20 protein-coding genes and 1 pseudogene are annotated in these 23,874 nt (G+C 72.8%); 7 read left to right on the top strand and 14 right to left on the bottom strand.

The features are described from left to right. The first annotated feature begins 71 nt into the window (after window positions 1–71). Window positions 72–1,031, top strand: coding sequence for an LLM class F420-dependent oxidoreductase (locus ACZ43N_RS03345; RefSeq protein ID WP_468094636.1), 960 nt, complete (start codon window positions 72–74; stop codon window positions 1,029–1,031). A 169-nt stretch (window positions 1,032–1,200) separates the two neighbouring features. Here ACZ43N_RS03345 and ACZ43N_RS03340 read toward each other — a convergent pair whose 3' ends face one another. Beyond that, complete coding sequence (locus tag ACZ43N_RS03340) at window positions 1,201–2,247, bottom strand: SDR family oxidoreductase (protein WP_468094635.1); 1,047 nt, start codon at window positions 2,245–2,247, stop codon at window positions 1,201–1,203. 6 nt (window positions 2,248–2,253) lie between these two features. Further along, window positions 2,254–2,763, bottom strand: coding sequence for a phage holin family protein (locus ACZ43N_RS03335; protein ID WP_468094634.1), 510 nt, complete (start codon window positions 2,761–2,763; stop codon window positions 2,254–2,256). A gap of 137 nt (window positions 2,764–2,900) precedes the next feature. Between ACZ43N_RS03335 and ACZ43N_RS03330 the strand changes: the two genes are divergently transcribed. Beyond that, window positions 2,901–3,254, top strand: a complete 354-nt coding sequence (locus ACZ43N_RS03330) for a VOC family protein (RefSeq protein WP_468094633.1) — start codon at window positions 2,901–2,903, stop codon at window positions 3,252–3,254. A gap of 12 nt (window positions 3,255–3,266) precedes the next feature. Here ACZ43N_RS03330 and ACZ43N_RS03325 read toward each other — a convergent pair. From ACZ43N_RS03325 to ACZ43N_RS03275, 11 genes and pseudogenes are all read right to left on the bottom strand, one after another. Beyond that, a pseudogene (locus ACZ43N_RS03325) lies at window positions 3,267–3,830 on the bottom strand (arginase family protein); the annotation flags it as partial. A 21-nt stretch (window positions 3,831–3,851) separates the two neighbouring features. Beyond that, the gene (locus ACZ43N_RS03320; RefSeq protein WP_468094632.1) at window positions 3,852–4,397 is read right to left on the bottom strand and encodes a GNAT family N-acetyltransferase; all 546 of its coding nucleotides are present in this window, start codon (window positions 4,395–4,397) and stop codon (window positions 3,852–3,854) included. 67 nt (window positions 4,398–4,464) lie between these two features. Then, window positions 4,465–4,725, bottom strand: coding sequence for a LapA family protein (locus tag ACZ43N_RS03315; RefSeq protein WP_468094631.1), 261 nt, complete (start codon window positions 4,723–4,725; stop codon window positions 4,465–4,467). Between the two features lie 92 nt (window positions 4,726–4,817). Next, complete coding sequence (locus tag ACZ43N_RS03310; protein WP_468094692.1) at window positions 4,818–5,744, bottom strand: S66 peptidase family protein; 927 nt, start codon at window positions 5,742–5,744, stop codon at window positions 4,818–4,820. 35 nt (window positions 5,745–5,779) lie between these two features. Further along, on the bottom strand, window positions 5,780–7,789 hold the full coding sequence (locus ACZ43N_RS03305; protein ID WP_468094630.1) for a prolyl oligopeptidase family serine peptidase: 2,010 nt from the start codon (window positions 7,787–7,789) through the stop codon (window positions 5,780–5,782). Window positions 7,790–7,832: 43 nt separating this feature from the next. Next, a complete protein-coding gene (locus ACZ43N_RS03300; RefSeq protein ID WP_468094629.1) occupies window positions 7,833–9,164 on the bottom strand; it encodes a M20/M25/M40 family metallo-hydrolase in 1,332 nt (443 codons plus the stop codon). Further along, window positions 9,157–9,990, bottom strand: coding sequence for a M55 family metallopeptidase (locus tag ACZ43N_RS03295; RefSeq protein ID WP_468094628.1), 834 nt, complete (start codon window positions 9,988–9,990; stop codon window positions 9,157–9,159). The genes ACZ43N_RS03300 and ACZ43N_RS03295 overlap by 8 nt, the downstream gene beginning before the upstream one ends. 116 nt (window positions 9,991–10,106) lie before the next feature. Next, window positions 10,107–10,829, bottom strand: coding sequence for a class I SAM-dependent methyltransferase (locus ACZ43N_RS03290; protein WP_468094627.1), 723 nt, complete (start codon window positions 10,827–10,829; stop codon window positions 10,107–10,109). Between the two features lie 303 nt (window positions 10,830–11,132). Further along, complete coding sequence (locus ACZ43N_RS03285; RefSeq protein WP_468094626.1) at window positions 11,133–13,646, bottom strand: ATP-binding SpoIIE family protein phosphatase; 2,514 nt, start codon at window positions 13,644–13,646, stop codon at window positions 11,133–11,135. A gap of 239 nt (window positions 13,647–13,885) precedes the next feature. Beyond that, window positions 13,886–16,321 carry an MFS transporter gene (locus ACZ43N_RS03280; protein ID WP_468094625.1) on the bottom strand — a complete coding sequence of 812 codons (2,436 nt, stop codon included), beginning with the start codon at window positions 16,319–16,321 and terminating at the stop codon, window positions 13,886–13,888. 191 nt (window positions 16,322–16,512) lie between these two features. After that, on the bottom strand, window positions 16,513–16,956 hold the full coding sequence (locus ACZ43N_RS03275) for an SRPBCC family protein (protein WP_468094624.1): 444 nt from the start codon (window positions 16,954–16,956) through the stop codon (window positions 16,513–16,515). Window positions 16,957–17,165: 209 nt separating this feature from the next. Here ACZ43N_RS03275 and ACZ43N_RS03270 point away from each other — a divergent pair, with 209 nt between their 5' ends. From ACZ43N_RS03270 to ACZ43N_RS03255, 4 genes are all read left to right on the top strand, one after another. Next, entirely contained in the window at window positions 17,166–18,209 is a 1,044-nt protein-coding gene (locus ACZ43N_RS03270) for an Rv2578c family radical SAM protein (protein WP_468094623.1), read from the top strand. A gap of 159 nt (window positions 18,210–18,368) precedes the next feature. Then, window positions 18,369–19,940 carry an alpha/beta hydrolase gene (locus ACZ43N_RS03265; RefSeq protein ID WP_468094622.1) on the top strand — a complete coding sequence of 524 codons (1,572 nt, stop codon included), beginning with the start codon at window positions 18,369–18,371 and terminating at the stop codon, window positions 19,938–19,940. Between the two features lie 57 nt (window positions 19,941–19,997). Beyond that, complete coding sequence (locus ACZ43N_RS03260) at window positions 19,998–20,396, top strand: RidA family protein (RefSeq protein WP_468094621.1); 399 nt, start codon at window positions 19,998–20,000, stop codon at window positions 20,394–20,396. Window positions 20,397–20,438: 42 nt separating this feature from the next. Further along, window positions 20,439–20,987, top strand: a complete 549-nt coding sequence (locus tag ACZ43N_RS03255; protein ID WP_468094620.1) for a GNAT family N-acetyltransferase — start codon at window positions 20,439–20,441, stop codon at window positions 20,985–20,987. Window positions 20,988–21,054: 67 nt separating this feature from the next. On the opposite strand, the gene ACZ43N_RS03250 is transcribed toward ACZ43N_RS03255, so the two are convergent. After that, the gene (locus tag ACZ43N_RS03250) at window positions 21,055–21,630 is read right to left on the bottom strand and encodes an adenylosuccinate lyase (RefSeq protein ID WP_468094619.1); all 576 of its coding nucleotides are present in this window, start codon (window positions 21,628–21,630) and stop codon (window positions 21,055–21,057) included. A 369-nt stretch (window positions 21,631–21,999) separates the two neighbouring features. Here ACZ43N_RS03250 and ACZ43N_RS03245 point away from each other — a divergent pair, with 369 nt between their 5' ends. Beyond that, window positions 22,000–23,814, top strand: a complete 1,815-nt coding sequence (locus ACZ43N_RS03245; RefSeq protein ID WP_468094618.1) for a 3-hydroxyacyl-CoA dehydrogenase family protein — start codon at window positions 22,000–22,002, stop codon at window positions 23,812–23,814. The last annotated feature ends 60 nt before the right edge of the window (window positions 23,815–23,874 follow it).

The raw sequence follows: 23,874 nt of genomic DNA, 5'->3' as shown, positions 1-23,874 counted from the left end.
GTGGGTTTCCACCGTGACCTCCGGGTACTCGGACCGCGACTTGACCCGCACCCCCGCGGAGGACACCCCCCATGCCCGAGTTCGGCTACTTCCTGGCGACCGAGGAGTTCGGTCCCGCCGACCTGATCGAGCAGGCGAGGATGGCCGAGCAGGCCGGATTCGACTGCCTGTGGATCTCGGACCACTACCACCCGTGGAACGGCGAACAGGGCCAGAGCCCGTTCGTGTGGTCGGTGATCGGCGCCCTCTCGGAGGCCGTGTCGCTGCCGGTCGAGACGGCGGTGACCTGCCCGACCGTCCGGATCCACCCGGCGGTGGTGGCGCAGGCCGCGGCGACCAGCGCGGTGATGACCGGGGGCCGGTTCCGGCTCGGCCTCGGCTCGGGCGAAGCCCTCAACGAGCACATCCTCGGCACGCCCTGGCCGCCGGCGAGCGTGCGCCTGGAGATGCTGGAGGAGTCGATCCAGATCATGCGGCGCCTGTTCACCGGCGAGGAGGTCACCCATCACGGGCCCCACTACACCGTGGAGAACGCCCGCCTCTACACGGTCCCGGACGAGCCCGTGCCCATCGACATCTCCGGGTTCGGACCCAAGGCCGCCGGGCTGGCCGCCCGTGTGGGCGACGGCTTCATCACGATGGGCCCGGACGAGGAGATGGTGACGCAGTACCGCAAGGGCGGCGGGGGCGGCAATCTGGTCAGCGGCGGTACGAAGGTGTGCTGGGGGCAGGACCGGGAGGAGGCCGTCCGTACGGTCCACCGTCTCTGGCCGAGCCAGTTCCTGCCCGGCGAGATGGGCCAGATCCTGCCGACGCCCCGCCACTTCGAGCAGCTGGAGCCGCTGGTGACGGAGCAGATGGTCGCCGAGAACACGGTGTGCGGCGACGACGTCGAGGAACACGTCGGCGAGCTGCGGGCCTTCGTCGAGGCGGGCTTCGACCGCGTCTACGTCAGTCAGATCGGCCCCGACCAGCGCGGGTTCTTCGACTTCTACCGCACGAAGGTGCTGCCCCGGCTCCGCCAGGGCTGACGGCGGCCCACCCCGGATTCTCGGCCCAGACGGTGCTTTCTCTCCCCATCGTCTGGGCCGAGTGCACGCGTCCGGGCGGAGTGCACGTGCGGCAGGCGGCCTCCCGCGGGGGGCCGCCTGCCTCCCGAGGGGGCCGCCTGCCCGCGCTCCGCCCCTCCGACTCCGGCCATCACTGCCGCGACGGTGACCGGACCAAGCGGCGCAGACCGGCGGTCAGCGCGGCGCCCAGGCCGCCGACCGCCACGACCGTGCCCACCCGGTTGCGGTTCCGCGACGCCCACTCCTGCGCGCTCCTGGCCCGCGCCTCGGCGTCGAAGCGCCCGTGTGCCCCGTGGTCCCGCCCGTGGGGGCCGTCCGCGGGAACCCAGAGGTTCCCGTTCCCGCGGTACTCCCCCTGGTCCTGCTGGGACGCGAAGAAGCCGGCCCGGCCGAGGTAGCGGTCGAGGAACCCCGGCGCCACCGCGTTGGCGATCAGCGTCGCCACGGTGGAGCCGCCCACCCAGTACTCGCGCCGCCGCCCGTGCCCGGCCGCGTGCACGATCGCCCGGGCGGCGACCTCCGGCTGGAAGATCGGGGCGACGGGCCGCGCCCGTCCCGGCAGCCGGCTCAGCACCCACTCGAACTGGGGCGTGTTGACGGCCGGCAGCTGCACCATCGTCGTCCGCACCCGCGACCCGTCGTGCAGCAGCTCGCACCGCAGCGACTCGTTGAAGCCCTGGATCGCGTGCTTGGACCCGCAGTACGCGGACTGGAGCGGGATGCCCCGGTAGGCGAGCGCCGAGCCGACCTGGACGATCGTGCCGTGGTCCCGGGGCAGCATGTGCCGCAGCGCGGCCCTGGTCCCGAACACATAGCCCAGGTAGGTGACCTCCGTGACCCGCCGGTACTCGTCGGGAGTGATGTCCACGAACGGCGCGAAGATCCCGGCGAAGGCGTTGTTGACCCAGACGTCGATGTGCCCGAAGGCGTCGGCGACCTGCTGGGCGGCGTCCTCGACCGCCTTGGCGTCGGCCATGTCGACGGGGACGACAAGGGCCTCGCCCCCGGCCCGCTCGACGTCGTCGGCGGCCGCGGCGAGGCCCTCACGCCCGCGCGCGAGCAACGCCACCCGGTCGCCCCGGGCGGCGAAGGCCACGGCGGTGGCACGGCCGACGCCGCCGCTGGCCCCGGTGACCACCACGGCCCTGCGGCGGTGTCCCGACAGCGCGGCGCCCACCGCTCATCACGCCCTGTGGTGCGGCGTCTCCGGGTCACCGCCCGGTACGGGCGGTGACCCGGCCGCCGTGCCCGGCACCGGTCCGGCGGCGGGGGCGACGGGCGGCACCGGCGGATAGCCGGCCGGGGCCACCCCGCCCGGCGGCATGCCCGGCGCGGTATGACCGACGGCATCGTCACCACCGGCGGCTCGCTCGGCCTCGTGCTCGGCCGTGGGCCGGGACGCCGAGGGACGGGCCGCGCTCCTCAGCACATGGGCCACCGCACCGAGCACGACGGCGGTGATCAGCGCGGCGGCCCAGTCGGGCAGGCCCAGCGAGAGCGCCAGGCCGAGGGCGAGCGCCAGCGCGGCGCCCGCGTACAGGGCGAGGGCGCCGGACGCGGCGTAGAGCGCGGCCCGGCGACGCTGCTTGCGGGTCTGCTGCCGCAGCTCGTCCCGCACGGTCTCGCGGGCCACCAGCGCCAGCTCGTCGACCAGGTGCTTGTCCAGATGTTCGAGATGATCCAAGCGGTCCATGCCGCCCGAGTACCCGGTGCCCTCCCCGGGTAACGCGGCGCGCGCGGGGGCCGTACCCGGGCCCCCACCGGCTCCGGCCGTCCGGAACGATCTCCTTCGCGGCCGGTACTGGGAATTTTCCAACTAGGCTCCTCCGTATGGAGATTCTCGGAACCACGCTCCGTATCTGCGTCGACGACCTTGAGGCCGCGGTGCCGTTCTACGAGAGACTCGCGGGCGGACCGGCGATGCGCTTCGAGCGCGGTGGCGTGCAGGTCGCAGCCGTGGGGTGTTTCCTGCTGATGAGCGGCCCGGAGTCCGAGCTGGAGGTGCTGCGAAAGGTGGCCGCCACCATCGCGGTCGAGGACGTCGACGAGGCGAACCGGGTGCTCACCGCCTCGGGTGCCCGTGTCCTGGCGGGGCCCGTGCCGACGCCCGTCGGCCGCAACCTCATCGCGGTGCACCCGGACGGCTCGGTGTACGAGTACGCCGACCGCCGCGCGCCGGGGTAGCCGGCGCCCCCGTCAGGTGCGGGGCCGGTCCACGAAGGCGGAGACCACGATGTCCGTGAGCAGCGCGCCCGCCGTACCGTCCGGGTCGAGATCGGGGTCGTAGACGGTGACGTTGAGGCCGACGCAGTGCGGTGACGTCACCAAAGGGCCGAGCAGCGCGGTCAGTTCGTCGGGGAGCAGCCCGTCGGGGTCGGGGCTGTCGACGGCGGGCATGACGGACGGGTCGAGGACGTCGGCGTCGAGGTGCGCCCAGAAGCCGCCGAGTTCGGGCGTCTCGTAGCTCCGCGCGGTGACCCGGGCGAGATCGTCCGCGCCCCAGGTGCGCAGATCTCCGACGGTCACCACAGGGATCTTCAGACCGGCCGGCTCGGCCCGGTCGTCCTCGCATGCGTCCCGGATGCCGAAGAGCCGTACGTCCTCGTCGCGCAGATACGGCTTCAGGCCCTCCAGGTCGGTCAGGTCGTGCTGTCCGCGGCCGGTGGCGAGGGCGAGTTCCTCGCCACCGGCCGCCCCGATCCGGTCCGAGTTGCCCGGATGCCGGAAGTCGGCGGACGCGTCGATCGCGACCAGCCCGAATTCCGGGGCCGTTTCACCAGATCAGCGGGACCGCATCTCCGTCGTGAGCGCCCACCGCTCGTGGTCCCGCCATGCCCCGTCGATGAACAGGAAGTCGGGTGAGAAGCCCTCCAGCCGGAACCCGCAGCGACGGGCCAGGGCGATGGAGGCGGCGTTGCCGGGCTGGACGTTGATCTCCAGCCGGTGCAGCCCAAGGGCGGTGAACGCGTACTCGACGACCAGCCCGAGCCCCTCCCCCATCAGCCCTCGTCCGGCCGCGTGGGCGAAGGCGCCGTACCCGAGGGCCCCGCACTGGAAGGCGCCCCCCACGATGTTGTTGATGTTGATGAACCCGGCGATCGCCCCGCCGTCCCTCTCGCACACCAGGAACCCGGCCTTCGTGGGGTCCTCGATGAGCCGTCCCGCGTACGCGCCGTACGCGGTCTGCGTGGTCGGCGGGAAGAGCCACGGGCGGTGGAGTTCCCTGCTTTCCCGGGCCCGCGCGACGAACTCGGCGCCGTCGTCGAGGGTGAAGTGCCGTAGCCCCACCCGGGGGCCCACGGCGAGGTAGCGCACGTTCTCGGACACCCCGCCACGGTACGCCGAGGCGCCGGACAGCCGACGACCGGTCACGGACACAGCACCGCCGACCGTCTCACCAGCGGCGTTTCATGAAGTACGCCCCGCACACCGCGCCGATCAGCGCCGTCCCCAGCAGCGCCAGCCACAGCGGCATCGTGACCTCGGGGATCAGCAGCCGGATCTTGGTGGTCCGGGTGTTCTCGAAGATGAAGACGAGAGCGAGCACGGCGAGCAGGCCGACGGTGAGCCTGCCGGGCGTCAGCAGGTCACCCCACTGCCGGTGCCCGCGTACCCTGCCCCTGCCTCGCTCCGACGCGGTCGTCTTCGGGCTCATACGACCAGGATGCGACGCGGCGGCGTTCCGCGCCCGGCGGGAGACCTCGCCGGGCGGGAGCCGTCACGGCGCCCGGGGTCCCGCGCCCCGCCTCAGACCAGCGCGGGCTCGTCCAGCGTCAGCGTCCCCGCGTCCGCGTCCAGCTCGGCCGTCACACCGAACGGGACGGTGATCGCGCCGTCGCAGTGTCCGAAGCCGAACTCCTCCACCATCGGCACACCGACGCCGCCGAGGCGGTCCACGAGCAGGGCCCGGACCCGCTCGTACGGCTCGCACTGGGCCCAGGAGCCGAGGAGGACCCCGGCGACCCCGTCGAACCAGCCGGCGCGCAGCAGCTGGGTGAGGTAGCGGTCGAGGCGGTAGGTCTCCTCGCCGACGTCCTCCAGGCAGACCAGGGCGCCCCGCGCGGACGGCCGGGCGTGCGGGTTGCCGAGTTCCGCGGCGAGCAGGCAGAGGCAGCCGCCGAGCAGGACGCCCCGAGCCCGGCCGGGGACGAGGGCCGTGCCGCCCTCGGCGGTGATCGTCCGGACCGACTCGGGGGCGAAGAGGGTGGCCCGCAGATGGTCCTGAGCGCGGGTGTTCTTGAGGAAGTCGACGCCGGCGGCCATCGGACCGTGCAGGGTGACCAGCCCGGCCCGGGTGGCGAAGGCCTCGTGGAGCGAGGTGATGTCGCTGAACCCGACGAGGATCTTCGGCCCGGCCGCGCGGATGGCGTCCCAGTCGAGCAGGTCGGCCATCCGCTGCGCGCCGTAACCGCCGCGGGCGCACACCACGGCGGCCACGGACGGGTCGCACCAGGCGGCCTGGAAGTCGGCGGCCCGGTCGGCGTCGGTGCCCGCGAGGTAGTCGAAGTCGGGGTGCCGGTCGAGCGTGTGCGGTGCGACGACGGGGTCGAGGTCCCAGCCGCGCAGGACGTCCAGCCCAGCGCTGAGCCGCTCCTCGGGCACCGGCCCGCTGGGGGCGACGACGGCCACCCGGGCGCCGGGCGCGAGGCGGGCGGGCCGGGTCAGCGGCGTCACGGCGGGGGCCGGGGTGCGGGTCGGCGTGGGTGTCGTCACTTGGCGAGCTCCAGGGTAGGGATTCCAGGAGGATTCAACCCGAAGACCTGCGCGTACAGCGAAAGCTCCGCCTCCAGGACCCGCACCATCGTCTCCGCCCGCCGGAATCCGTGCCCCTCCCCCTCGAAGGCGATGTACGCGTGCGGCACCCGTCCTCCCTCCATCCGCGTGAGGAACCGCTCGCACTGCGCGGGCGGGCAGATCACGTCGTCGAGGCCCTGGAGCAGCAGGAAGGGCGCGGTGATCCGGTCGGCGTGCTCGGCGGGCGACCGCTCCGTGTACCGCATCGGTTCCTCGGCGAGCGGCCCGACGAGACTTTCCAGGTACCGCGACTCGAAGTCGTGGGTCTCCCCCGACCCCCACTGGGTGAGGTCCAGCACTGGGTACAGGATGGTTCCGCAGGCGTAGACGTCGGTCGTGGTGAGGGAGACGGCCGTGGTCCAGCCGCCCGCGCTGCCGCCCCGGATGGCGAGCCTGGAGCGGTCGGCGGTGCCCTCGTCGGCAAGGGCGAGGGCGACGGCCGCGCAGTCCTCGACGTCGACGACGCCCCACTGCTCGCGCAGCCGGTTGCGGTACTCCCGCCCGTACCCCGTGGACCCTCCGTAGTTGACCTCGGCGACGCCGATGCCGCGCGAGGTGAAGTACGCGATGGTCAGGTCGAGGACCAGGGGCGCGCGGCTGGTGGGTCCGCCGTGCGCCCAGACGACGTACGGCGGCAGTTCGGTGCCGGGGGCGAGGCAGCCGGGGTTGTGGGGCGGGTAGACGTGCGCGTGGATCTCTCGTCCGGCGGGGCCGAGGAAGGTACGGATCTGGGGTTCGGGATAGTAGGCGGGGTCGACCGGGTCGTCGTGCGCCGCCCCGATGACGCGGGCGCGGCCGGCGAGCGTACCGGCGGAGCCGGAGCCCGTGGGGCCGGTGTGCAGTTCGACGACCTCGTACGCGCTGCGGGGGCTGGCGCCGATGGCGATCACCCGGCCTCCGTGGGTGGCGAGCGACGGTGCGAACTCGGTCCAGGGGCCGTCCGCGTCGGTGATCTGGCCGGTCTCGGGGTCGAGGATGCCGAGCGCCGTGGCGCCCCGGCCGTGCACGACGGCGATGAGCCCGCTGTCCAGCAGGGCGAACCAGCGCAGGCCGATCTTCCACAGCGGCCCGCCGAACTCCTCCTCGCGGGCGCACAGCGGAGTGCTGCGGCCGTCGTGCTCACGGCGGTAGATGTTCCAGTAGCCCGTACGGTCACCGCAGTACACGAGGGTGCCGTCGGCGGCCCACTCGACCTGGGCGATCGACTCGTCGGGGCCGCCCTCGACGGTCCGGGCGCCGCGCAGCGTGCCGTCGTCGGTGACGTCGGCGACGATCAGTTCGGTGCCGTCCCAGGGCATGCGCGGGTGGTCCCAGCCGAGCCACGCGGCACGGCGGCCGTCGGGCGAGAGCCGGGGCCCGGTGACGAAACGATGCTTCTGTGCGGAGAGCTCACGGACGGCCCCGCGGTCCTCGGCCGCCGAGCCGTCCAGCGGCACGGCGGCGACGACCCGCCGTACGTCGGCGGGCCCCTCCCCGGTGAACTCCTCCAGGACGCACCACACCTCGCCCCGCTCGGGGTGCAGCACCGGATCGACCCAGCGCAGCCCGCCGCCCACCGGGGACACGGGGGTGAGCGCGCGCGGCTCTCCGCCGGGCTCGTACCGGTAGAGGCGCTGGTCGGCGAAGTTCACGAACACCACGAGGGGCCCGTTGTCCCGCAGGACGCCGGCCCACGGGTGGCCGCCGTACTCCATCACCCGGCTGCGCACGTTCCACGGCGCCGGCAGCACCGACTCCTCCGTGCCGTCGGGCGTCCGCCGTACGAGGGTGCGTCTGCCGCCCTCGGTGGGGCGTGGCTCGGTCCACCACGCCTCGTCGCCGACGAACGCCGCGAACTCGGGGTGCCCGTCGTGGGCGGCCGCGAGCGCCGCGTCGATCGGAGAGTGCCACGAACCGTACGCCAGCGTCTGCACCGTGTCCCCCATCTCCCTTCGTCCCCCGTCTGTGACTTCCCCGGACCGCCGCTTCCTAGGCCGTCCTCAGGAAGCGGTCGAGTACCCGGACGCCGAAGTGGAGCGCCTCGACCGGGACGCGCTCGTCGACGCCGTGGAAGAGGGCCGCGTAGTCGAAGCCCTCGGGAAGCTTCAGCGGCGAGAAGCCGTAGCCGGTGATCCCGAGGCGCGAGAACTGCTTGGCGTCCGTGCCGCCGGCCATGCAGTACGGCACCACGTGGCCCTCGGGCGCGAACTCCTCGACGGCGGCCCGCATCCGCGCGTACGTCGCCGAGTCGACCGGCGCCTGGAGGGCCACCTCGCGGTGCTGGAACTCCCAGTCCACGTCGGGACCGGTGAGCCGGTCCAGGGTGTCGCGGAACTCGTCCTCGCCGCCGGGCAGGTACCGCCCGTCGACGTGGCCGACGGCCTCACCCGGAATCACATTGATCTTGTAGCCGGCGTCCAGCATGGTCGGGTTGGCGCTGCCTCGCACGGTCGGCTCGACCAGGGCGGCGGCCGGGCCGAGCTTCTCCAGCAGCCGGTCGACGCCCTCGGGGTCGTCGAGCTCGGGTTGGATGCCGTACAGCCCGGCGAGCTCGGTGAGGGCGGCGCGCACCGTCGGAGTGAGCCGCAGGGGCCACGCGTGGGCGCCGATCCGGGCGACCGCCGCCGCCAGCCGGGTCACGGCGTTGTCCCGGTTCACCTTGGAGCCGTGGCCGGCCCGGCCGCGCGCGGTGAGCTTCACCCAGCCGGTGCCGCGTTCCCCGGCTGCGATCGGGTAGATCTGCCGGCCGGCTCCGTCGTGGAAGGTGAACGCCCCCGACTCGCTGATGCCCTCGGTGCAGCCCTCGAACAGGCCCGGATGCCGGTCGGCGAGGAACCCGGAGCCGTCCTCGGCACTGGCCTCCTCGTCGGCGGTGAACGCGATCACGAGGTCGCGGCGGGGCCGTACGCCGTGGCGGGCCCACTGCCGTACGACGGCGAGGATCATCGCGTCCATGTTCTTCATGTCGACCGCGCCCCGGCCCCAGACCACGCCGTCGCGGATCTCCCCGGAGAACGGGTGCACGCTCCAGTCCTCCGCCCGCGCGGGCACCACGTCGAGATGACCGTGGACGAGCAGCGCGTCCGCCGACGGGTCGGTGCCCTCGATCCTGGCAACGACGTTCGTACGGCCCTGGGTGCGCTCCAGCAGCGTGGGTACGAGCCCTGCCTCGGCGAGCCGCGCGGCGGCGTACTCGGCGGCGGGCCGTTCCCGGCAGTCCCCGCCGCCGCGGTTGGTGGTGTCGATGCGGATCAGGTCCGAGGTGAACCGGACGACCTCGTCGAGCGCCTCTTCGTCCACCGCTGCCGTCTGCTCAGCCATACGTCTCCTCCACCGCGGCCGAGACGATCGTCGTGACCGCCTTGAAGGTACGGATTCCCTCGTACATGGTCGTGCTGGTGTACGCGATCTTGCGTTCGCCGATCCGCGTCACGCCCGGTACGACCGTGGCGGCCATCGCCAGGTGCTCGGCGTCGAACTCCAGCGCCACGGTGAAGGGGCCGCCCCGCACCGGTTCGTGCCGGACCGCGAGCGACGCGGCCTCCTTCGCCGCCGCGCGGATGTCGGCGGCGGTCCGCGCCGGGGTGCGGCACACCGCCGCGTACCGGGACACATGGTCCTTGACCGCGACCTTGAGCGCGCCGGGCGCATACCCCAGGGCGTCCTCGCACGCCACGTCGTCACCGGTCACCAGCACCACCGGTACCCCGAACTCGGCGACCACATGCGAGTTCAGCAGCCCCTCGCTGGCCCGTACGTCGTCGACCCACACGCCGGTGATGGAGTTCGCGAGGTAGGTGTGGGCGAGGACGCCTTCCATGCCGGCGCCCGCGTGGTAGCCGATGAAGGCGATGCCGTCGACGTCCCCGTGCTGCACGCCCTCGACCATGGACAGCGCCTTGTGCCGCCCGGTGAGCATCTGCGCCCGCTCGTCCAGTTGCTCCAGGAGCAGGTTGCGCATGGTCCAGTGCGCCTCGTTGACGAGCACCTCGTCGGCTCCGCCGTCGAGGAAGCCGAGTACGGCGGCGTTCACGTCGGAGGTGAACATCGCCCGGCAGCGCTCCCACTGCGGGGTACCCGGCAGCACGTCGGCCGGCCAGGTGACCCCGGTGGCGCCCTCCATGTCCGCGCTGATGAGGATCTTCATGCCGCCTCACGTTACGCGCCGCCCCGGACCGGCGCGGCGACGAGCCGCGTCGGACGTGCGGTTTCCCTCCTTCCCGGGCGGTTTCGCCCGCTGCCCGCCCGGTGTCGCTCCCGTGCTCAGGTCCGGCCGGCCACGTACCACCTCGACGGCAGTTCGATCCGGGTGCCGTCGGCCGTGTGTTCGGTGGTGACCAGGGGGAGTTCGCCGTCGGCGAGGACCGTGAGCCCGGCCGCGTGCAGGTAGGCGGGGACCGCGGCGTCGCTGACCTCGGCGGGGGCGATGCCGTGGCGGAGGACCGGGGCGAGTTTCGGGGGCGGGCCGGCGGGGCCGCCGGCCAGGCCCATGAGCACGGGTTTGGCGGCTTCGGAGAGTTCGACGAGGAAGGCCCGGCCGCGCTCCCCCACCAGCGTGGCGACGGTGGCGACGAGGCGCTGTCTGTCGTCGGGCTCGCACTGGTGGAGGACGCCGCGCAGATAGACGTTGGCGTCACCGAGGTCCGCGCGCAGGGCGTCGGCGTCCGACGTGTCGGCCGCGTCGAGGAGCCGGTAGCCGGCCCGGCCGTCGGGGTCGGCACGGCGGGCGTGGTCGAGGGCGGCGGCCGACAGGTCCGTGCCGACGACCCGGGCGAAGCGGTCGGCGAGGTAGCGGGTCTGGGTGCCGTTGCCGCAGCCGAGGTCCACCAGGGGCAGGTCCAGGGCCGTCAGGTGGGGCTCGAAGAGGGCCAGGTGGACCGCGGAGGTCCGCTCGGGCTCGGCGTCCCAGAACACGGCCCCCGGTTCGTCCGGGGCCTCACGCCAGAACCCCTCCCAGGCGTCCCGGTACCGACTCGTCACGCTCATGCCAACCCCCAGGGTGCGACGCGGGCCCACCGGACGGGACGGCCCAGAACGGTCTACCGTGCCCGTCACGCGGGGACAAGCGCCGTGCGCGTACCTTCACCTCGCATCCGGATCGCGCACAACGCGTCATGCCCCGCCCGTTTCACTCGCGCTGCCCGCGCCTCACGGAGAACACCGGCGGGAGCGGTCCCCGTCCCCGGCTCCACGGTCGCTCCTCAGGAGTCCTTTCACCCTGCCCGCCCGGGTCGCGTGGCCTGGCACCGCACATCGCAAGGCGCCGGGCCACGCGACCTGATCGGACGCTCATAGTGAAAGGACCCCCAAGCGGCGCCGGGGCAGCGTCAGCTCGAACCACACCGTCTTCCCGGCGCCCGTCCGGCTCGTCCCCCACTCGCGCGCGAGGGTGCCGAGGACGCGCAGCCCCCGGCCGAACTCGTCGGCGGGGCCGGTGCTGAGGAGCGTCGGCAGGGTGTGGTCCTCGTCGTCGACCTCGCAGAGCAGGGTGTCGCCCCGCACGAGCCGCAGTTCGACACGGCGTCCGCTCGCGTGCCGAACGGCGTTGGTGACCAGTTCGCCGACCAGCAGTTCGGCCGTGTCCGTGAGCTGCTCCAGCCCCCAGACGTGGAGTTGTTCACGGACGACGGCGCGGGCCCGGCCGACGTCGGCCGGGTCGGAGGCGAGGCGCCACTCGGCGACGTCCTGCGGTGCGACGCCGCCCAGGCGGGCCATCAGCAGGGCCACATCGTCCTTGCGGCCGCCCCTGATGTTGAGGGCGCGGATGATGGTGTCGCAGGCATCGTCCATGGATGCGGCCGGGTGGGCGGCGGACTCGCACAGTGTCGCGAGGCCGACGCCGATGTCCTCACCGCGCACCTCCACCAGCCCGTCGGTGCACATCACGAGCCGGTCGCCGGGCTCCACGGGGACGCGTACCGCCTCGAAGGGCACCCCGCCGACCCCGATGGGCGCGCCGGTGGGCAGGTCGAGCAGTTCGCTGCGGCCGTCCACCGCGCGGACCAGCACCGGCGGGATGTGGCCGGCGTTGGCGAGGTGCAGTTCGCCGGCGATCGGATCGTAGACGGCGTACAGGCAGGTCGCGAGGTAGGTGTCGCCGAGGCGCTGGGCGAGGTCGTCGAGGTTGCGCAGGAGCTGCGCGGGCGGCAGGTCCAGTGCGGCCATGGTCTGGACGGCGGTGCGCAACTGGCCCATCATCGCTGCCGAGTTGAGCCCGTGCCCCATGACGTCGCCGACGACCAGGGCGGTACGGGCACCGGGCAGCTTCACCGAGTCGAACCAGTCGCCGCCGACCCGCCCGAGCAGGGTGCCGGGCAGGTAGCGGGTGGCGATGTCGCAGCCCGTCCGGTGGGCCTCGATGGTGGGCAGCATGCTGTCCTGGAGCGTCTCGGCGACGTTCTCCTGGTAGGTGTACATGCGCGCGTTGTCGAGGACGAGCCCGGCACGGGCGGCGAGTTCGGCGCCGGTGACGCGGTCCATGTCGTCGAAGACCTCGCGCTCCGGGTGGCGCAGCAGGATCATGAAGCCGAGCACCACGTTGCGGGCCTTCAGCGGCACGATCAGCATGGAGCGGCCGGTGATCAGCGGCCGGATGTCGCGCTTCTCGAACTGCGCGGCGATCGCGTGCCCCATCTGCTCGCTGATCCGGGGGACGAGCACGGGTTCGCCGGTGGTCATGCACTGGAAGAACGGCGTGTGCGCGGGGAACGGCATGGCCTCGCCCACCGGGACGACGTCGTCCCAGCGGCCGGGCTCGTCCGTGTGCTCGACCGCCACCCGGTGCCACATGGTGGTCGTGTCGGGCACCCCTTCGGGGAAGCCCTCACCGGCGACGACCTGTTCGCGCAGATAGGTGCCGGCGACATCGGTGAAGCGGGGCACGACGGCCTTGCTGACCTCGACGATCGTGCGGGACAGATCGAGGGACGTGCCGATGCGTCCGCTCACCTCGTTGAGGAACTCCAGGCGCTCCCGCACGGCGGCGTATTCGAGGTCCTCCCCCTCGTCCTCCAGTTCCTCGGGGACCGGCAGTCCCTCGGCGACGGCGCGGGCGGCGCGTTCGCGGCGCCGCTGCCGTTCGGCGCGCCGGGGCACGCCCCAGTCGGGGGTCACGGGCACCCGGTCGTTCTGGCTGAACTCCAGTACCGGGTAGCCCAGCTCGAGGACCTGAGCGACGATGCGGGCGCTGTCGTCGACGCTCATGCTGGGCAGGATCTCGGGGAGGCGGCGGGCGAGTTCCTCGGCGCCGGGGAAGTCGGTGTGGAGGGCGAAGCCGGGCGCGATGCGCTCGACGGCCACCCCTTCGTGCTGTCCCCTCAGCGCCCCTGCGTCGGCGGCCAGCACCAGCAGGCGTTCCCGGCCGGGCCCGACGAGCGGGTAGGCCCACCACAGGACGTCGATCCGGGTGCGGTGTCCTGCCACGGGGCCGTTCGCACCGCCGGGCTCGTCCTCGGGGACGGTGAGCCGGGCCCGTCCGGCCGACGGGTAGCAGAGCTGTCCGTCGAGCGAGGACTCCAGGTCGGGGCCGAGTCCGTCGTACGGGCCGTACGCGGCGTGCGACGGGGTGTCGTCCTCCTCGGGGAGTGCGCCGGACACGGGCAGCAGGTCCAGGGCTGGGCGGCCCACCGCGTTCTCCTTGGCCGTGCCGAACAGCCGCCGGGCGCCGGTGCTCCAGTGCGACACGAGGCCGCCGCGGTCGACGACGACCACGGCCAGGGGGACACGGCCGGCCGCGGTCCGCCCCACCGCCTCGTCACCCGCTCCACGGCCGGTGTTCGCCCCCGTGTCGGTGCCACGGTCCATGGCCAAGGCCCTTTCTTCCCACGGCTCGCAAGATCTGCGGCGCCCTCACTACCGTACGGCGGCGTAGCGTCGCGGGGTGTGGCAATACGGGAATTGACCACCGGGAGCCTCCGGCGCACAGCCCGGCACACGCTTGGCGCGCGTTCGACTCGCACGCCCCCCTTCCGGGCCTGGAGCGGCGCCCGCGGCCGGCCCGGGTGCCCCGCCCGGCCGGCGGTCTCGGGTGCGCGCCTCACATCTCAGTCCGCGTGCCCCAGCTGAAGATCCCGTACCGTCCGGCCGCCGCCCGTGACCCGGAGGACCTTCGCGACCGGCGGGTATCCCGTCGCGATCATCGTGTACTCGCCGCTGGGCAGGTCACCGAATCGGAACATGCCGTCGATACCGGTGGTGAGCGTGCCGACGACGTTGCCCGCGGCGTCGAGGAGGGTCACCCGCGCGTCCTCGACGGGACGGCCGCCACCGGCGCGGACCGTGCCCTTCAGGACGGCGCCCCCGGCGACTTCGATGTCCTGCCGGGTCTCGCCGGCGGCCCGGACGGTGACGGGCAGCACGGCGGGGCGGTAGGAGTGGGCGTCGGCGGCGAGGAGGTACTCCCCGGCCACCAGGTCGGTGATGACGTACTCGCCGCGCTCGCCGCTGCGGGTGGTCACCACGACCTCGCCGTGGACGTCGGTGAGGGTGACGGTCGCGTCGCTCACCGCCCGGCCGTCCGTGGTGCGCACGGCGCCGACCAGGCGTCCCGCGCCGCCGAGCACGATGTCGACCTCGACGGGGCGTTCCCCGACGGTCACGGTCACCGCCTGCGGCCGGTGGCCGCCGGCCGCCGCGATGAGCACGTACGCCCCCGGTCCGGGCGTGGCCAGCGCGTACCGCCCGTCCTCGCCGCTGCCGCCGCGCCAGGTCTGCCGGCCGACGGCGTCGATGAGGGTGAGCGCGGCCCGCGGCATGACGGTGCCGTCCGGGTGCCGCACGGTGCCGCACAGCGGGACTTCGGGGGTCGCCGGGGCGGCGCCCGGGGTGTGGGGCGATCGGGCCTGAGGGACGGGGACCGGGGGCCTGGGGCCGTCGGGAGCCGGCTCGTCGGGAACCTCGCCGTGCCAGAGCAGTGGTCTCTCCTTGAGGAAGACGGCGATGACGAGCCCGAGGACGAGCACCGGCGCGAGGTACAGGAAGAGCCGCGGCATGGCCGTGGCGTAGCTCTCGGCGTACGCGGCGGGCAGCGGGTCGGGCAGCCCGTGGACGGGTCCGGGGGCACCGGACCGGGTCGTGGCCCGGTGGTTCGCGGGGGCGGGCAGGCGGTCGGCCAGCCGGGCCGTCAGCAGCGTGCCGAGCAGTGCTACCCCCAGGCTTCCGCCGAGTTGGCGGAAGTAGTTGCTCGCGTGGATGGCGGCGCCGATGTCGTGGGGCCGCACGGAGTTCTGCACGGCGAGGACCAGGACCGGCATCACCATGCCAATGCCCGCGCCGAGCAGGGCCGTCCAGAGGCCGAAGTGCAGCCGGGGTGTGTCGGTCCCCAGGCGTGAGAGCAGCACCAGGCCCGCGGCGGCCAGGGCGCTGCCGAGGACCGGATACGCCCGGTAGTGCCCGGTGCGGCTGATGAGCCGGCCGGAGACGACGGAAGCGGCGACGATTCCGGCCGTCATCGGCAGCATGAGGACGCCCGACTCGGTCGCGGAGGCGCCGTCGGCCAGCTGGAGATAGGCCGGCAGATAGGTGGCCGCCCCGAAGAGCGCGGCACCGATGGCCAGCCCCACGAGCCCGGTCACGACGAAGACAGGGTCCCGGAACAACCGCAGGGGGATGAGGGGATCGGCCGCGAACCGCTCGACGGTGAGGAAGAGGACGGTCGCCGCGACCGCGCCGGCACCGAGCCCGAGGACGACCCGGGAGTCCCACGCGTGGGCCGTACCGCCCCAGCCGGCCGGCAGCACCAGGCAGGCCGAGGCGGCCGCGAGCAGCAGCGCGCCGACCACGTCGAGCCGCCTCCGGGGCCGTTGGGGCTCCGTCCCCGACGGCTTCGGAGACCTCGGAGACTTCGACGACTTCGGAGACTTCAGCGCGACGGTGACGACGGCAAGGGCGATCACCCCGAAGGGCACGTTGGCGTAGAAGCACCACCGCCAGGAGAGCTGGTCCGTGAGGTAGCCGCCGAGGAGCGGGCCGGCGACCGAGGCGAGGCCGAACGCGGCCCCGACCACACCGAGGTAACGGCCCCGCCGGTGTTCCGGCACGATGTCGGCGATGATCGCCTGGACGCCGGTCATCAGGCCGCCGGCACCGACGCCCTGGAGCGCGCGGAACGCGATGAGCTGCTCCATGCTGTGGGACGAGCCCGCGAGGGCCGAGCCGGCCAGGAAGACGACGAGCGCGAACTGGAACACTCCCTTGCGGCCGTACAGCTCGCCCAGTCTGCCGTGGACCGGCAGCGCGACGGTGGCGGTGAGCAGATACGCGGTGATCACCCAGGGCATCCGGTCCCGGCCGTGCAGTTCACCGGCGAGCCGCGGGAGCGCGACGGCCACGGTCATCTGCTCCAGTGCGGCGAGGAGCAGCACGAGCAGGAGAGCGGAGAACACCGAACGGACGCGGGCGGTGCCCAGTGGTGGCGGTTCGGCCGGCGGTGGTGCGGGGGTGCTGGTCGGTTCGTCCTTCAGCAGTGTGGTCGCGCCCATGCGTACCGCTCCCCTCGTCGCACTCACCGCACAGTTCCCGCGTCAAGCGGCAACTGCCGGTAAGTGCGACGGGTTACGGCGTCCAGGGGAGCGCCATGGAGATCCACTCGAACCGGTGAGGGGCACAACGGGCCCCGGTACGCCGCCCTTTGGGCCGGGCGGCGGGTGCGCCGGAGGAGGGCGCCCGGTGCCTACTTCTCGACCTCGGCGGCGAGGTTCGCGAGGAGGGCGTCGTAGATCCGGCCGAGGCCCTTGGGGGCGAAGGTCCTCTCGAAGAAGCCGCCGATGCCGCCGGCGCCCTGCCAGGTGGTGGTGACGACGACACGGGACCTGCCCTCGCCGGCGGGCGTGACACGCCAGACGGTGACCATGGAGGAGTTGCGGTCCTTCTCGACGAGCTCACCGTCGGAGGGCTCGGTGACCTCCAGGAGACAGTCGCGGACGCGCTTGCTGGTGGCCTGGAGCCGCCAGTGGACGAGGGTGCCCTCGCCGTCGCCGCCCTCGCGCACCTCGTACTCGCTGAAGTGCTCGGGCAGCAGCTTCTCGCGCGTGCCGCTGTAGTCGGCCAGAGTGTCGAACACCGTCTCCGCGTCCGCCGCGACGACTCGTTCCGTCGTGGCCTCGACCTGCGCCATTGCACTTCCTCCAGCACTTGGTAACTCGGGGATGTGCGGAAAGCCAACCACCACCCGGCCGGACGGCCCAAATCGGGGGCCCGGACGGGCGGCGAGCGGGCTGCGGGACACCCTCCCGACGAGACCTTCACACGATGTTCGAAAACCTATTCGCACGATCAAGGGAACGTGTGTTCTATTCTGGGGCAGGAGCAACCGAGGAGGCGTCCATGCGCTGGGACCATCTGGCCGAGAACCCCGCCACGGCCCGGGACGCCGCGCTGTTCGGCGCGGAGGCGGTGACGACGCGCACCTTCGACACGCCCGAGTTCCGGGGCATGACCTTCCACGAGATCCGGGCGAAGTCGATCGTGAACCGGGTCCCGGGAGCCTCCCGGATGCCGTTCGAGTGGACGGTGAACCCCTATCGGGGCTGCACGCACGCGTGCGTCTACTGCTTCGCCCGCCGGACCCACAGCTATCTGGACCTGGACACGGGCCACGACTTCGACTCCCAGATCGTGGTGAAGGTCAACGCACCCGAACTGCTGCGCCGTCAGCTGGCCTCACCGCGCTGGCGCGGGGAGCACATCGCGATGGGCACCAACGTGGACTGCTACCAGCGGGCGGAGGGCCGGTACCGGCTGATGCCGGGCATCATCACCGCCCTGCGGGACCACGCGAACCCGTTCTCGATCCTGACCAAGGGCACACTGATCCTGCGCGACCTCGACCTCATCCGGCAGGCCGCGGAGGTCACCGAGGTGGGGATCTCCGTCTCCGTCGGCTTCACCGACCAGGAACTGTGGCGCACGGTCGAGCCGGGCACACCGGCCCCGGAGCGCCGCCTCGACATCGTGCGGGCCTTCGCCGACCACGGCATCGGCTGCGGGGTGCTGATGGCCCCCGTGCTCCCCTTCCTCAGCGACCACCCCGACCGGCTGCGCGACACCGTCCGGGCGATCGCGGCCTCCGGGGCGACGTCCGTGACACCGCTGGTGCTGCACCTGCGGCCGGGCGCACGCGAGTGGTACATGGCGTGGCTGGAGCGCCACCACCCCCATCTCGTACGGCGTTACGAGCGGCTCTACGCGGAGGGGGCGTACGCCCCGAAGTGGTACCAGCGCCAGGTGACCCGTCAGGTGCACGAACTGGCCGAGGAGTTCGGCATGGGACCCCGGCGCGCGGGGCTGCCTAGGAGGATCACGGCGCCCGAGACGGCCCCGCCCGAGACGGCACCGGACACGGCACCCACCCAACTGACCCTTCTGTGACGGAACATCCCTGACCGCGGGGTCATCCGGGCGCTCCTTCCTCGCCGATCGGGTCAAGATGTGACAGACCGGTTTGTTCCGCTCTCTCATTCCGGGACGATGCGACCAAAGGCCGTGGTGTGCACGGCTCGACATCCTCCGTTTTGGGAGACCTGACACATGAAGAAACGCGCGACCGCTCTGTGCGGTGCCGCCGCCGTGCTGGCCGGGATGGCCACGGCGGTCCCGGCCGACGCGAGCGGCGGCTCCAGAGCCGCACCGGTGGCTGAGATCTCCTGGAAGAAGTGCGCCACCAGCGCGTATCCGACCCTCCAGTGCGCCTCCCTCGAGGTGCCGCTGAACCACGCGGATCCGCGGGGCAGGAAGATCACGCTCGCCCTCTCCCGTGTGCCGCACACCGCGAAGAGGTCCCAGGGGCCTCTGCTGGTCAACCCCGGCGGCCCCGGCGGCAGTGGACTCACCCTGGCCGGATTCGTCGCCTCGTCACTGCCGAAGCAGGTGGCCGCGCAGTACGACGTCATCGGCTTCGACCCGCGCGGCGTCGGCGCCAGCAAGCCCGCGCTGAACTGCAGGCCGGACCACTTCGCGCCGGTGCGCCCCGACTCCTTGCCGAGCACCGGCGAGAGCGAGAGGGCGAATCTGCAGCGCGCCGAGGACTTCGCGCGGGCGTGCGCCGAGAAGCACGGGGACGTGCTGCCGTACATCGACACGGTGAGCGCGGCCGAGGACATCGACGCCATCCGTGCGGCGCTCGGCGCGAAGAAGATCAACTACTTCGGGTACTCGTACGGCACCTATCTGGGCGCCGTCTACGCCAAGCTCTTCCCCCACCGGGTACGGCGCGCGGTGCTGGACTCCGTGGTCGACCCCACCGGGGTCTGGTACGAGGACAACCTCCAGCAGGATCACGCGTTCGGCGACCGCCACCGGGCCCTGATGGCCTGGATCGCCAGGAACGACAGGACCTACCGGCTCGGCACCGATCCGCAAACGGTCGAAACCAAGTGGTACGCGATGCGGTCGGCGCTGGCCGGGAAGCCCGCGGACGGCACGGTGGGCGCCTCCGAACTGGAGGACACCTTCCTGCCCGGCGGCTACTTCAACGGCTACTGGCCGGATCTCGCGGAGGCGTTCGCGGCCTTCGTGAACAAGAAGGACGACGACCCGCTGGTCGAGGCGTACGAGAACTTCGCCGCCGTCGACTCCTCCGGCGCCAACGGCTACAGCGTCTACGCCGCGGTGCAGTGCCGTGACGCTTACTGGCCGCGCGACTGGGACCAGTGGCGCGACGACAACTGGGCGGTGCACCAGAAGGCACCGTTCATGACCTGGAACAACGCCTGGTACAACGCGCCGTGCGCGTTCTGGCCCACGACGTCCCTGAACCCCGTGGACGTCTCCAACCACGCGCTGCCGCCGGTCCTGATCCTCCAGGCCACCGACGACGCCGCCACCCCCTATGAGGGCGGCGTCATCACCCACCACTTGCTGCGCGGCTCCAGCCTGGTCGTCGAACGGGGCGGCGGGAACCACGGCATCACGCTGAGCGGGAACTCCTGCCTCGACGGGCATCTTGCCGCCTATCTGAACGACGGCACCGTGCCGCGCGGCACCGGCGAGGCCGACGCGGTGTGCGAGAGGCTGCCCGATCCCGAACCGCGGAAGCCCGGGGCGGCGTCGTCCGCGTCGCGCGGCTCGACGCTCCACGGTCTGCTCGGCTTCCGCTCCTGATAGGTTCCCTGACGGCCCGTCGGGAGCGTGGTCGCCGTCGTGGCCCAGGATGGGGTCATGAGTGAACTGACCAGGATCACCGCCCCCGACGGGGTCGCCCCCGCCGCCCAGTACACCCATGTCGTGACGGGCACCGGCCGCTTCGTGGCCGTGTCCGGCCAGGTCGCGCTCGACGAGGAAGGCGAGCTCGTCGGCGAGGGCGACCCGGCGGTGCAGGCCCGCCAGGTCTTCGAGAACCTGCGGCGCTGTCTGACCGCGGCCGGGGCGACCTTCGACGACGTCGTCAAGCTCACGTACTTCGTCACGGACACGGCGCATCTGCCGGCGATCCGCGCGGCTCGCGCCGAGCACATCCCCGACGACCGGCTCCCCGCCGCGTCGGCGGTGCAGGTCGCCGCGCTCGTCCGCCCCGAGTTCCTGCTGGAGATCGAGGCGTTCGCCGTGCTCGCCGGGTGATCCGGAGGACTCCGCCCCCCGGACACGACCTAGGGTGCCGTCATGGATGATCTTCATGACCTCCGTGTCCGGGCCATGACCGTGGCCGACTGCCGTGCCGTCGCCGAGATCCGGGTCGGCGGCTGGCGGGCGGCCTACGCGGGGCTCGTTCCGCAGTCGTACCTCGACGGTCTGGACGTGGCGGAGGACGCCGAGAAGCGGCGCGGGATGCTCCTCGAGCCCGCCAACCCGGTGGTGAACCTGGTCGCCGAGCACGCAGGCGAGATCCTCGGCTGGGCGGCGTACGGACCGTACCGGGACAGTGAGGTGCGCACCGGGGACGCCGAGTTGTACGCGATTTACGTACGGCCGGACCGCCTCGGCGGCGGCGTGGGCGGTGCGCTGCTGAGGGTGTCGCTCGACCGGTGCGAGGCAGCCGGGCACCCCCGGGTGTTCCTGTGGGTCCTCAAGGAGAACGCCCGGGCCCGCCGCTTCTACGAGCACCACGGCTTCGCGCCCGACGGCGCCGAGGAGCCGTTCGAGGCGGACGGGGTGGAGATACCGGAGCTGCGGTACACCCTCCGGCTGGGCCCCGGCGAGAACACCTTCTGAGGGGCGCGGGGGAACGGCGCGAAAGGCCCCGGCCGCCCTGCGCCGGGGAACGGCGCCCCCGCGGACGTCACCGCTGTTTCGGGATCCTGGCGAGGGCGCGGACCGCCGCCTCCGCCAGCGCCGGATGGGCGAGCGCCTCACTCAGGACCCGCCTGGCCCGGACGTCGCCCAGCGCCCCGAGCCCCTCCACGCACGCCAGGGCCACACGGCGGTAGGGGTCGTGCGGCGTGAGGCGGCGTTCGAGCGTGGTGATCAGCGCGGGCACGGCTTCGGGGGCGCGGAGCTCGACGAGCAGACGTACGGGATGCAGGGCATAGGCGACGCGCAGCTCGTTGGTGGCGAGGGCGGCGGCCGCCCGTGCGGTGCGGGGGTCTCCGAGCCGGGCCAGGGCGTGGGCGGCTGCGGCACAGCGGGGCGGGTCGCGGTGGTTGAGGAGCAGCACGAGCGCTTCGAAGGCCCGCCTGTCCCCCGCCACCCCGAGCCGGAAGGCGGCCACCTCGCGCGCCCACAACGGCTGTCCGGGCTCGGTGAGCACGGCGGCCAGCTCGTCGGCGTCCTCGGTGGCGAGGAGCCGTTCGCAGCCGCCCGTGCCGCCCGACTCGTTCCGCACACGCTCCGTGAGCGATCGCAACGCTTCGTCCATACCTCCGAGATTACGGGCGGGCTTTCCCTTCAGGGAGCTACATCACAAAGACGAGGGCTGGCGCGCTCGTTACCCACCGGTTAAGCTCAGACGAGCGAGTGACCCACTCGTGTTCGCTCTCGATGGTCTGGTGACGCGGCCGTCGTGAGCGCAGTCGGTTCGGTACGCGCAGTACCGCAGTGCGACTCGGCCTCGGGACAGGGCCGGTCGGTTCAGCCGTTCCCCCTGGGCGTGTGCACGCCCACGGCGGCGGCCCCGGGCGTGTGCGCATGGCAGCCCGGCAACACCCGCACCCCTCGCGCTGGTCGCGCCCTCGTCGGCGTACCCGGGCGCTTCCTCAGTCGTCACCCTCATCCCTGGAGTCCCGCGATGGCCACTCCCCTTTACGACTCGTCCCTGTCCCCGCAGTCGTCCCTCACGACGATCGCCGTCGTCGGTCTCGGCACCATGGGCACCGGTATCGCCGAGGTGCTGACCCGGGCCGGCCGCGAGGTCATCGGCATCGACATCAGCGAGGCGGCCGCCGCCCGCGCCGTCGCCGCCCTGGAGTCCTCGACCGAGCGTGCCGTGGCGCGCGGGCGGATCACCGAGCGGGAACGCGGTGACGCCCTCGCCCGGTTCCGCACCTTCACCGACCTGCGGGCCGCCGCCGACGCCGACCTGGTGATCGAGGTGGTCCCGGAGTCGTACGACATCAAGCAGCAGGTCTTCCGGGAGCTGGACGCGATCGTGCGTCCCGAGACGGTTCTGGCCACGGGCACCAACGCCCTCTCGGTCACCCGGCTGGCCGCCGACTCCGCGCACCCCGAGCGGGTCCTCGGGCTGCACTTCTTCAACCCGGCGCCCGCGATGAAGCTGGTCGAGGTCGTCTCCTCGGTGCTGACCGCGCCGCAGGCCGTCGCCGCCGTCACCAACCTCGCGCTCGACCTGGGCAAGGAGCCCGTCGCGGTCGGCGACCGGCCCGGATTCGTCGCCGACGGGCTGCTGTTCGGCTACCTCAACCAGGCCGCCGCGATGTACGAGGCCAAGTACGCCTCCCGCGAGGACATCGACGCGGCGATGCGGCTCGGCTGCGGTCTGCCGATGGGCCCGCTGGCGCTGCTCGACCTGATCGGCATCGACACCGCCCGTACGGTCCTGGAGGCCATGTACGCGGCCTCGCACGACCGGCTGCACGCGCCGGCGCCGATCCTGAAGCAGCTCAGCGAGGCGGGCCTGACGGGCCGCAAGTCGGGGCGCGGCTTCTACACGTACGAGGCGCCCGGCTCCGCGACCGTCGTGCGGGACGCGCTGACGCCGCTGGAGGGGGCCGCCACGGCCCCCGGGCGCACCGTCCGCTCGGTCGGTGTCGCGGGTTCCGGGACGATGGCGTCGGGCATCGCCGAGGTGTTCGCCAAGGCCGGCTACCAGGTGGTCCTGGCCGCGCGCAGCGAGGAGAAGGCGCAGGCCGCCAAGGCCCGCATCGGCAAGTCGCTGTCGCGCTCGGTCGACAAGGGCCGGATGACGGTGGAGGCCGCCGCCGAGACCCTGGACCGGATCACCCCGGCGGGCTCGTACGACGCGTTCGCGGACGTCGACCTGGCGCTGGAGGCCGTCGCGGAGGACCTGGAGGTCAAGCGGCAGCTGTTCGCGACCTTCGACAAGGTCTGCAAGCCGGGCGCGATCCTCGCGACCACCACGTCCTCGCTGCCCGTCGTCGCCTGCGCCCGCGCCACCTCGCGCCCGCAGGACGTGATCGGCATGCACTTCTTCAACCCGGCGCCGGCGATGAAGCTGGTCGAGGTGGTCCGCACGGTCCTGACCGCCGAGGACGTGCACGCCACCGTCCGCGAGCTGTGCGGCGCCATCCGCAAGCACCCGGTGGACTGCGGCGACCGGGCCGGTTTCATCGTGAACGCGCTGCTGTTCCCGTACCTGAACAACGCGATCAAGATGGTCCAGGAGCACTACGCGACGCTGGACGACATCGACGCGGCGATGAGGCTGGGCGGCGGCTACCCGATGGGGCCGTTCGAACTGCTGGACGTGGTGGGGCTGGACGTCTCGCTGGCCATCGAGAAGGTCCTGCACCGCGAGTTCCGCGACCCGGGGCTGGCCCCCGCGCCGCTGCTGGAGCACCTGGTGGCCGCGGGCTGCCTCGGCCGCAAGACCGGCCGCGGCTTCCGCGAATATGCCAAGCGCTGAGCGTCCGGGCGACTGGTTCCACGAGGGCACGGACTGGGGCGGACTACTCTCCCCGGGCGG

Source organism: Streptomyces sp. NPDC030814 (genome assembly GCF_055572155.1).
The sequence above is the reverse complement of the archived record's forward strand: the minus strand, read 5'-3'. Positions and strand labels throughout refer to the sequence as shown.

Bases quoted from the DNA above. Each gene is read 5' to 3' on its own strand.
- ACZ43N_RS03250 (WP_468094619.1), bottom strand. From the start codon at position 21,630: ATGGACGAAGCGTTGCGATCGCTCACGGAGCGTGTGCGGAACGAGTCG.
- ACZ43N_RS03290 (WP_468094627.1), bottom strand. From the start codon at position 10,829: ATGAGCGTGACGAGTCGGTACCGGGACGCCTGGGAGGGGTTCTGGCGT.
- ACZ43N_RS03270 (WP_468094623.1), top strand. From the start codon at position 17,166: ATGCGCTGGGACCATCTGGCCGAGAACCCCGCCACGGCCCGGGACGCC.
- ACZ43N_RS03315 (WP_468094631.1), bottom strand. From the start codon at position 4,725: ATGAGCCCGAAGACGACCGCGTCGGAGCGAGGCAGGGGCAGGGTACGC.
- ACZ43N_RS03305 (WP_468094630.1), bottom strand. From the start codon at position 7,789: ATGGGGGACACGGTGCAGACGCTGGCGTACGGTTCGTGGCACTCTCCG.
- ACZ43N_RS03295 (WP_468094628.1), bottom strand. From the start codon at position 9,990: ATGAAGATCCTCATCAGCGCGGACATGGAGGGCGCCACCGGGGTCACC.
- ACZ43N_RS03245 (WP_468094618.1), top strand. From the start codon at position 22,000: ATGGCCACTCCCCTTTACGACTCGTCCCTGTCCCCGCAGTCGTCCCTC.
- ACZ43N_RS03285 (WP_468094626.1), bottom strand. From the start codon at position 13,646: ATGGACCGTGGCACCGACACGGGGGCGAACACCGGCCGTGGAGCGGGT.
- ACZ43N_RS03265 (WP_468094622.1), top strand. From the start codon at position 18,369: ATGAAGAAACGCGCGACCGCTCTGTGCGGTGCCGCCGCCGTGCTGGCC.
- ACZ43N_RS03300 (WP_468094629.1), bottom strand. From the start codon at position 9,164: ATGGCTGAGCAGACGGCAGCGGTGGACGAAGAGGCGCTCGACGAGGTC.
- ACZ43N_RS03335 (WP_468094634.1), bottom strand. From the start codon at position 2,763: ATGGACCGCTTGGATCATCTCGAACATCTGGACAAGCACCTGGTCGAC.
- ACZ43N_RS03280 (WP_468094625.1), bottom strand. From the start codon at position 16,321: ATGGGCGCGACCACACTGCTGAAGGACGAACCGACCAGCACCCCCGCA.
- ACZ43N_RS03330 (WP_468094633.1), top strand. From the start codon at position 2,901: ATGGAGATTCTCGGAACCACGCTCCGTATCTGCGTCGACGACCTTGAG.
- ACZ43N_RS03275 (WP_468094624.1), bottom strand. From the start codon at position 16,956: ATGGCGCAGGTCGAGGCCACGACGGAACGAGTCGTCGCGGCGGACGCG.
- ACZ43N_RS03255 (WP_468094620.1), top strand. From the start codon at position 20,439: ATGGATGATCTTCATGACCTCCGTGTCCGGGCCATGACCGTGGCCGAC.
- ACZ43N_RS03260 (WP_468094621.1), top strand. From the start codon at position 19,998: ATGAGTGAACTGACCAGGATCACCGCCCCCGACGGGGTCGCCCCCGCC.
- ACZ43N_RS03345 (WP_468094636.1), top strand. From the start codon at position 72: ATGCCCGAGTTCGGCTACTTCCTGGCGACCGAGGAGTTCGGTCCCGCC.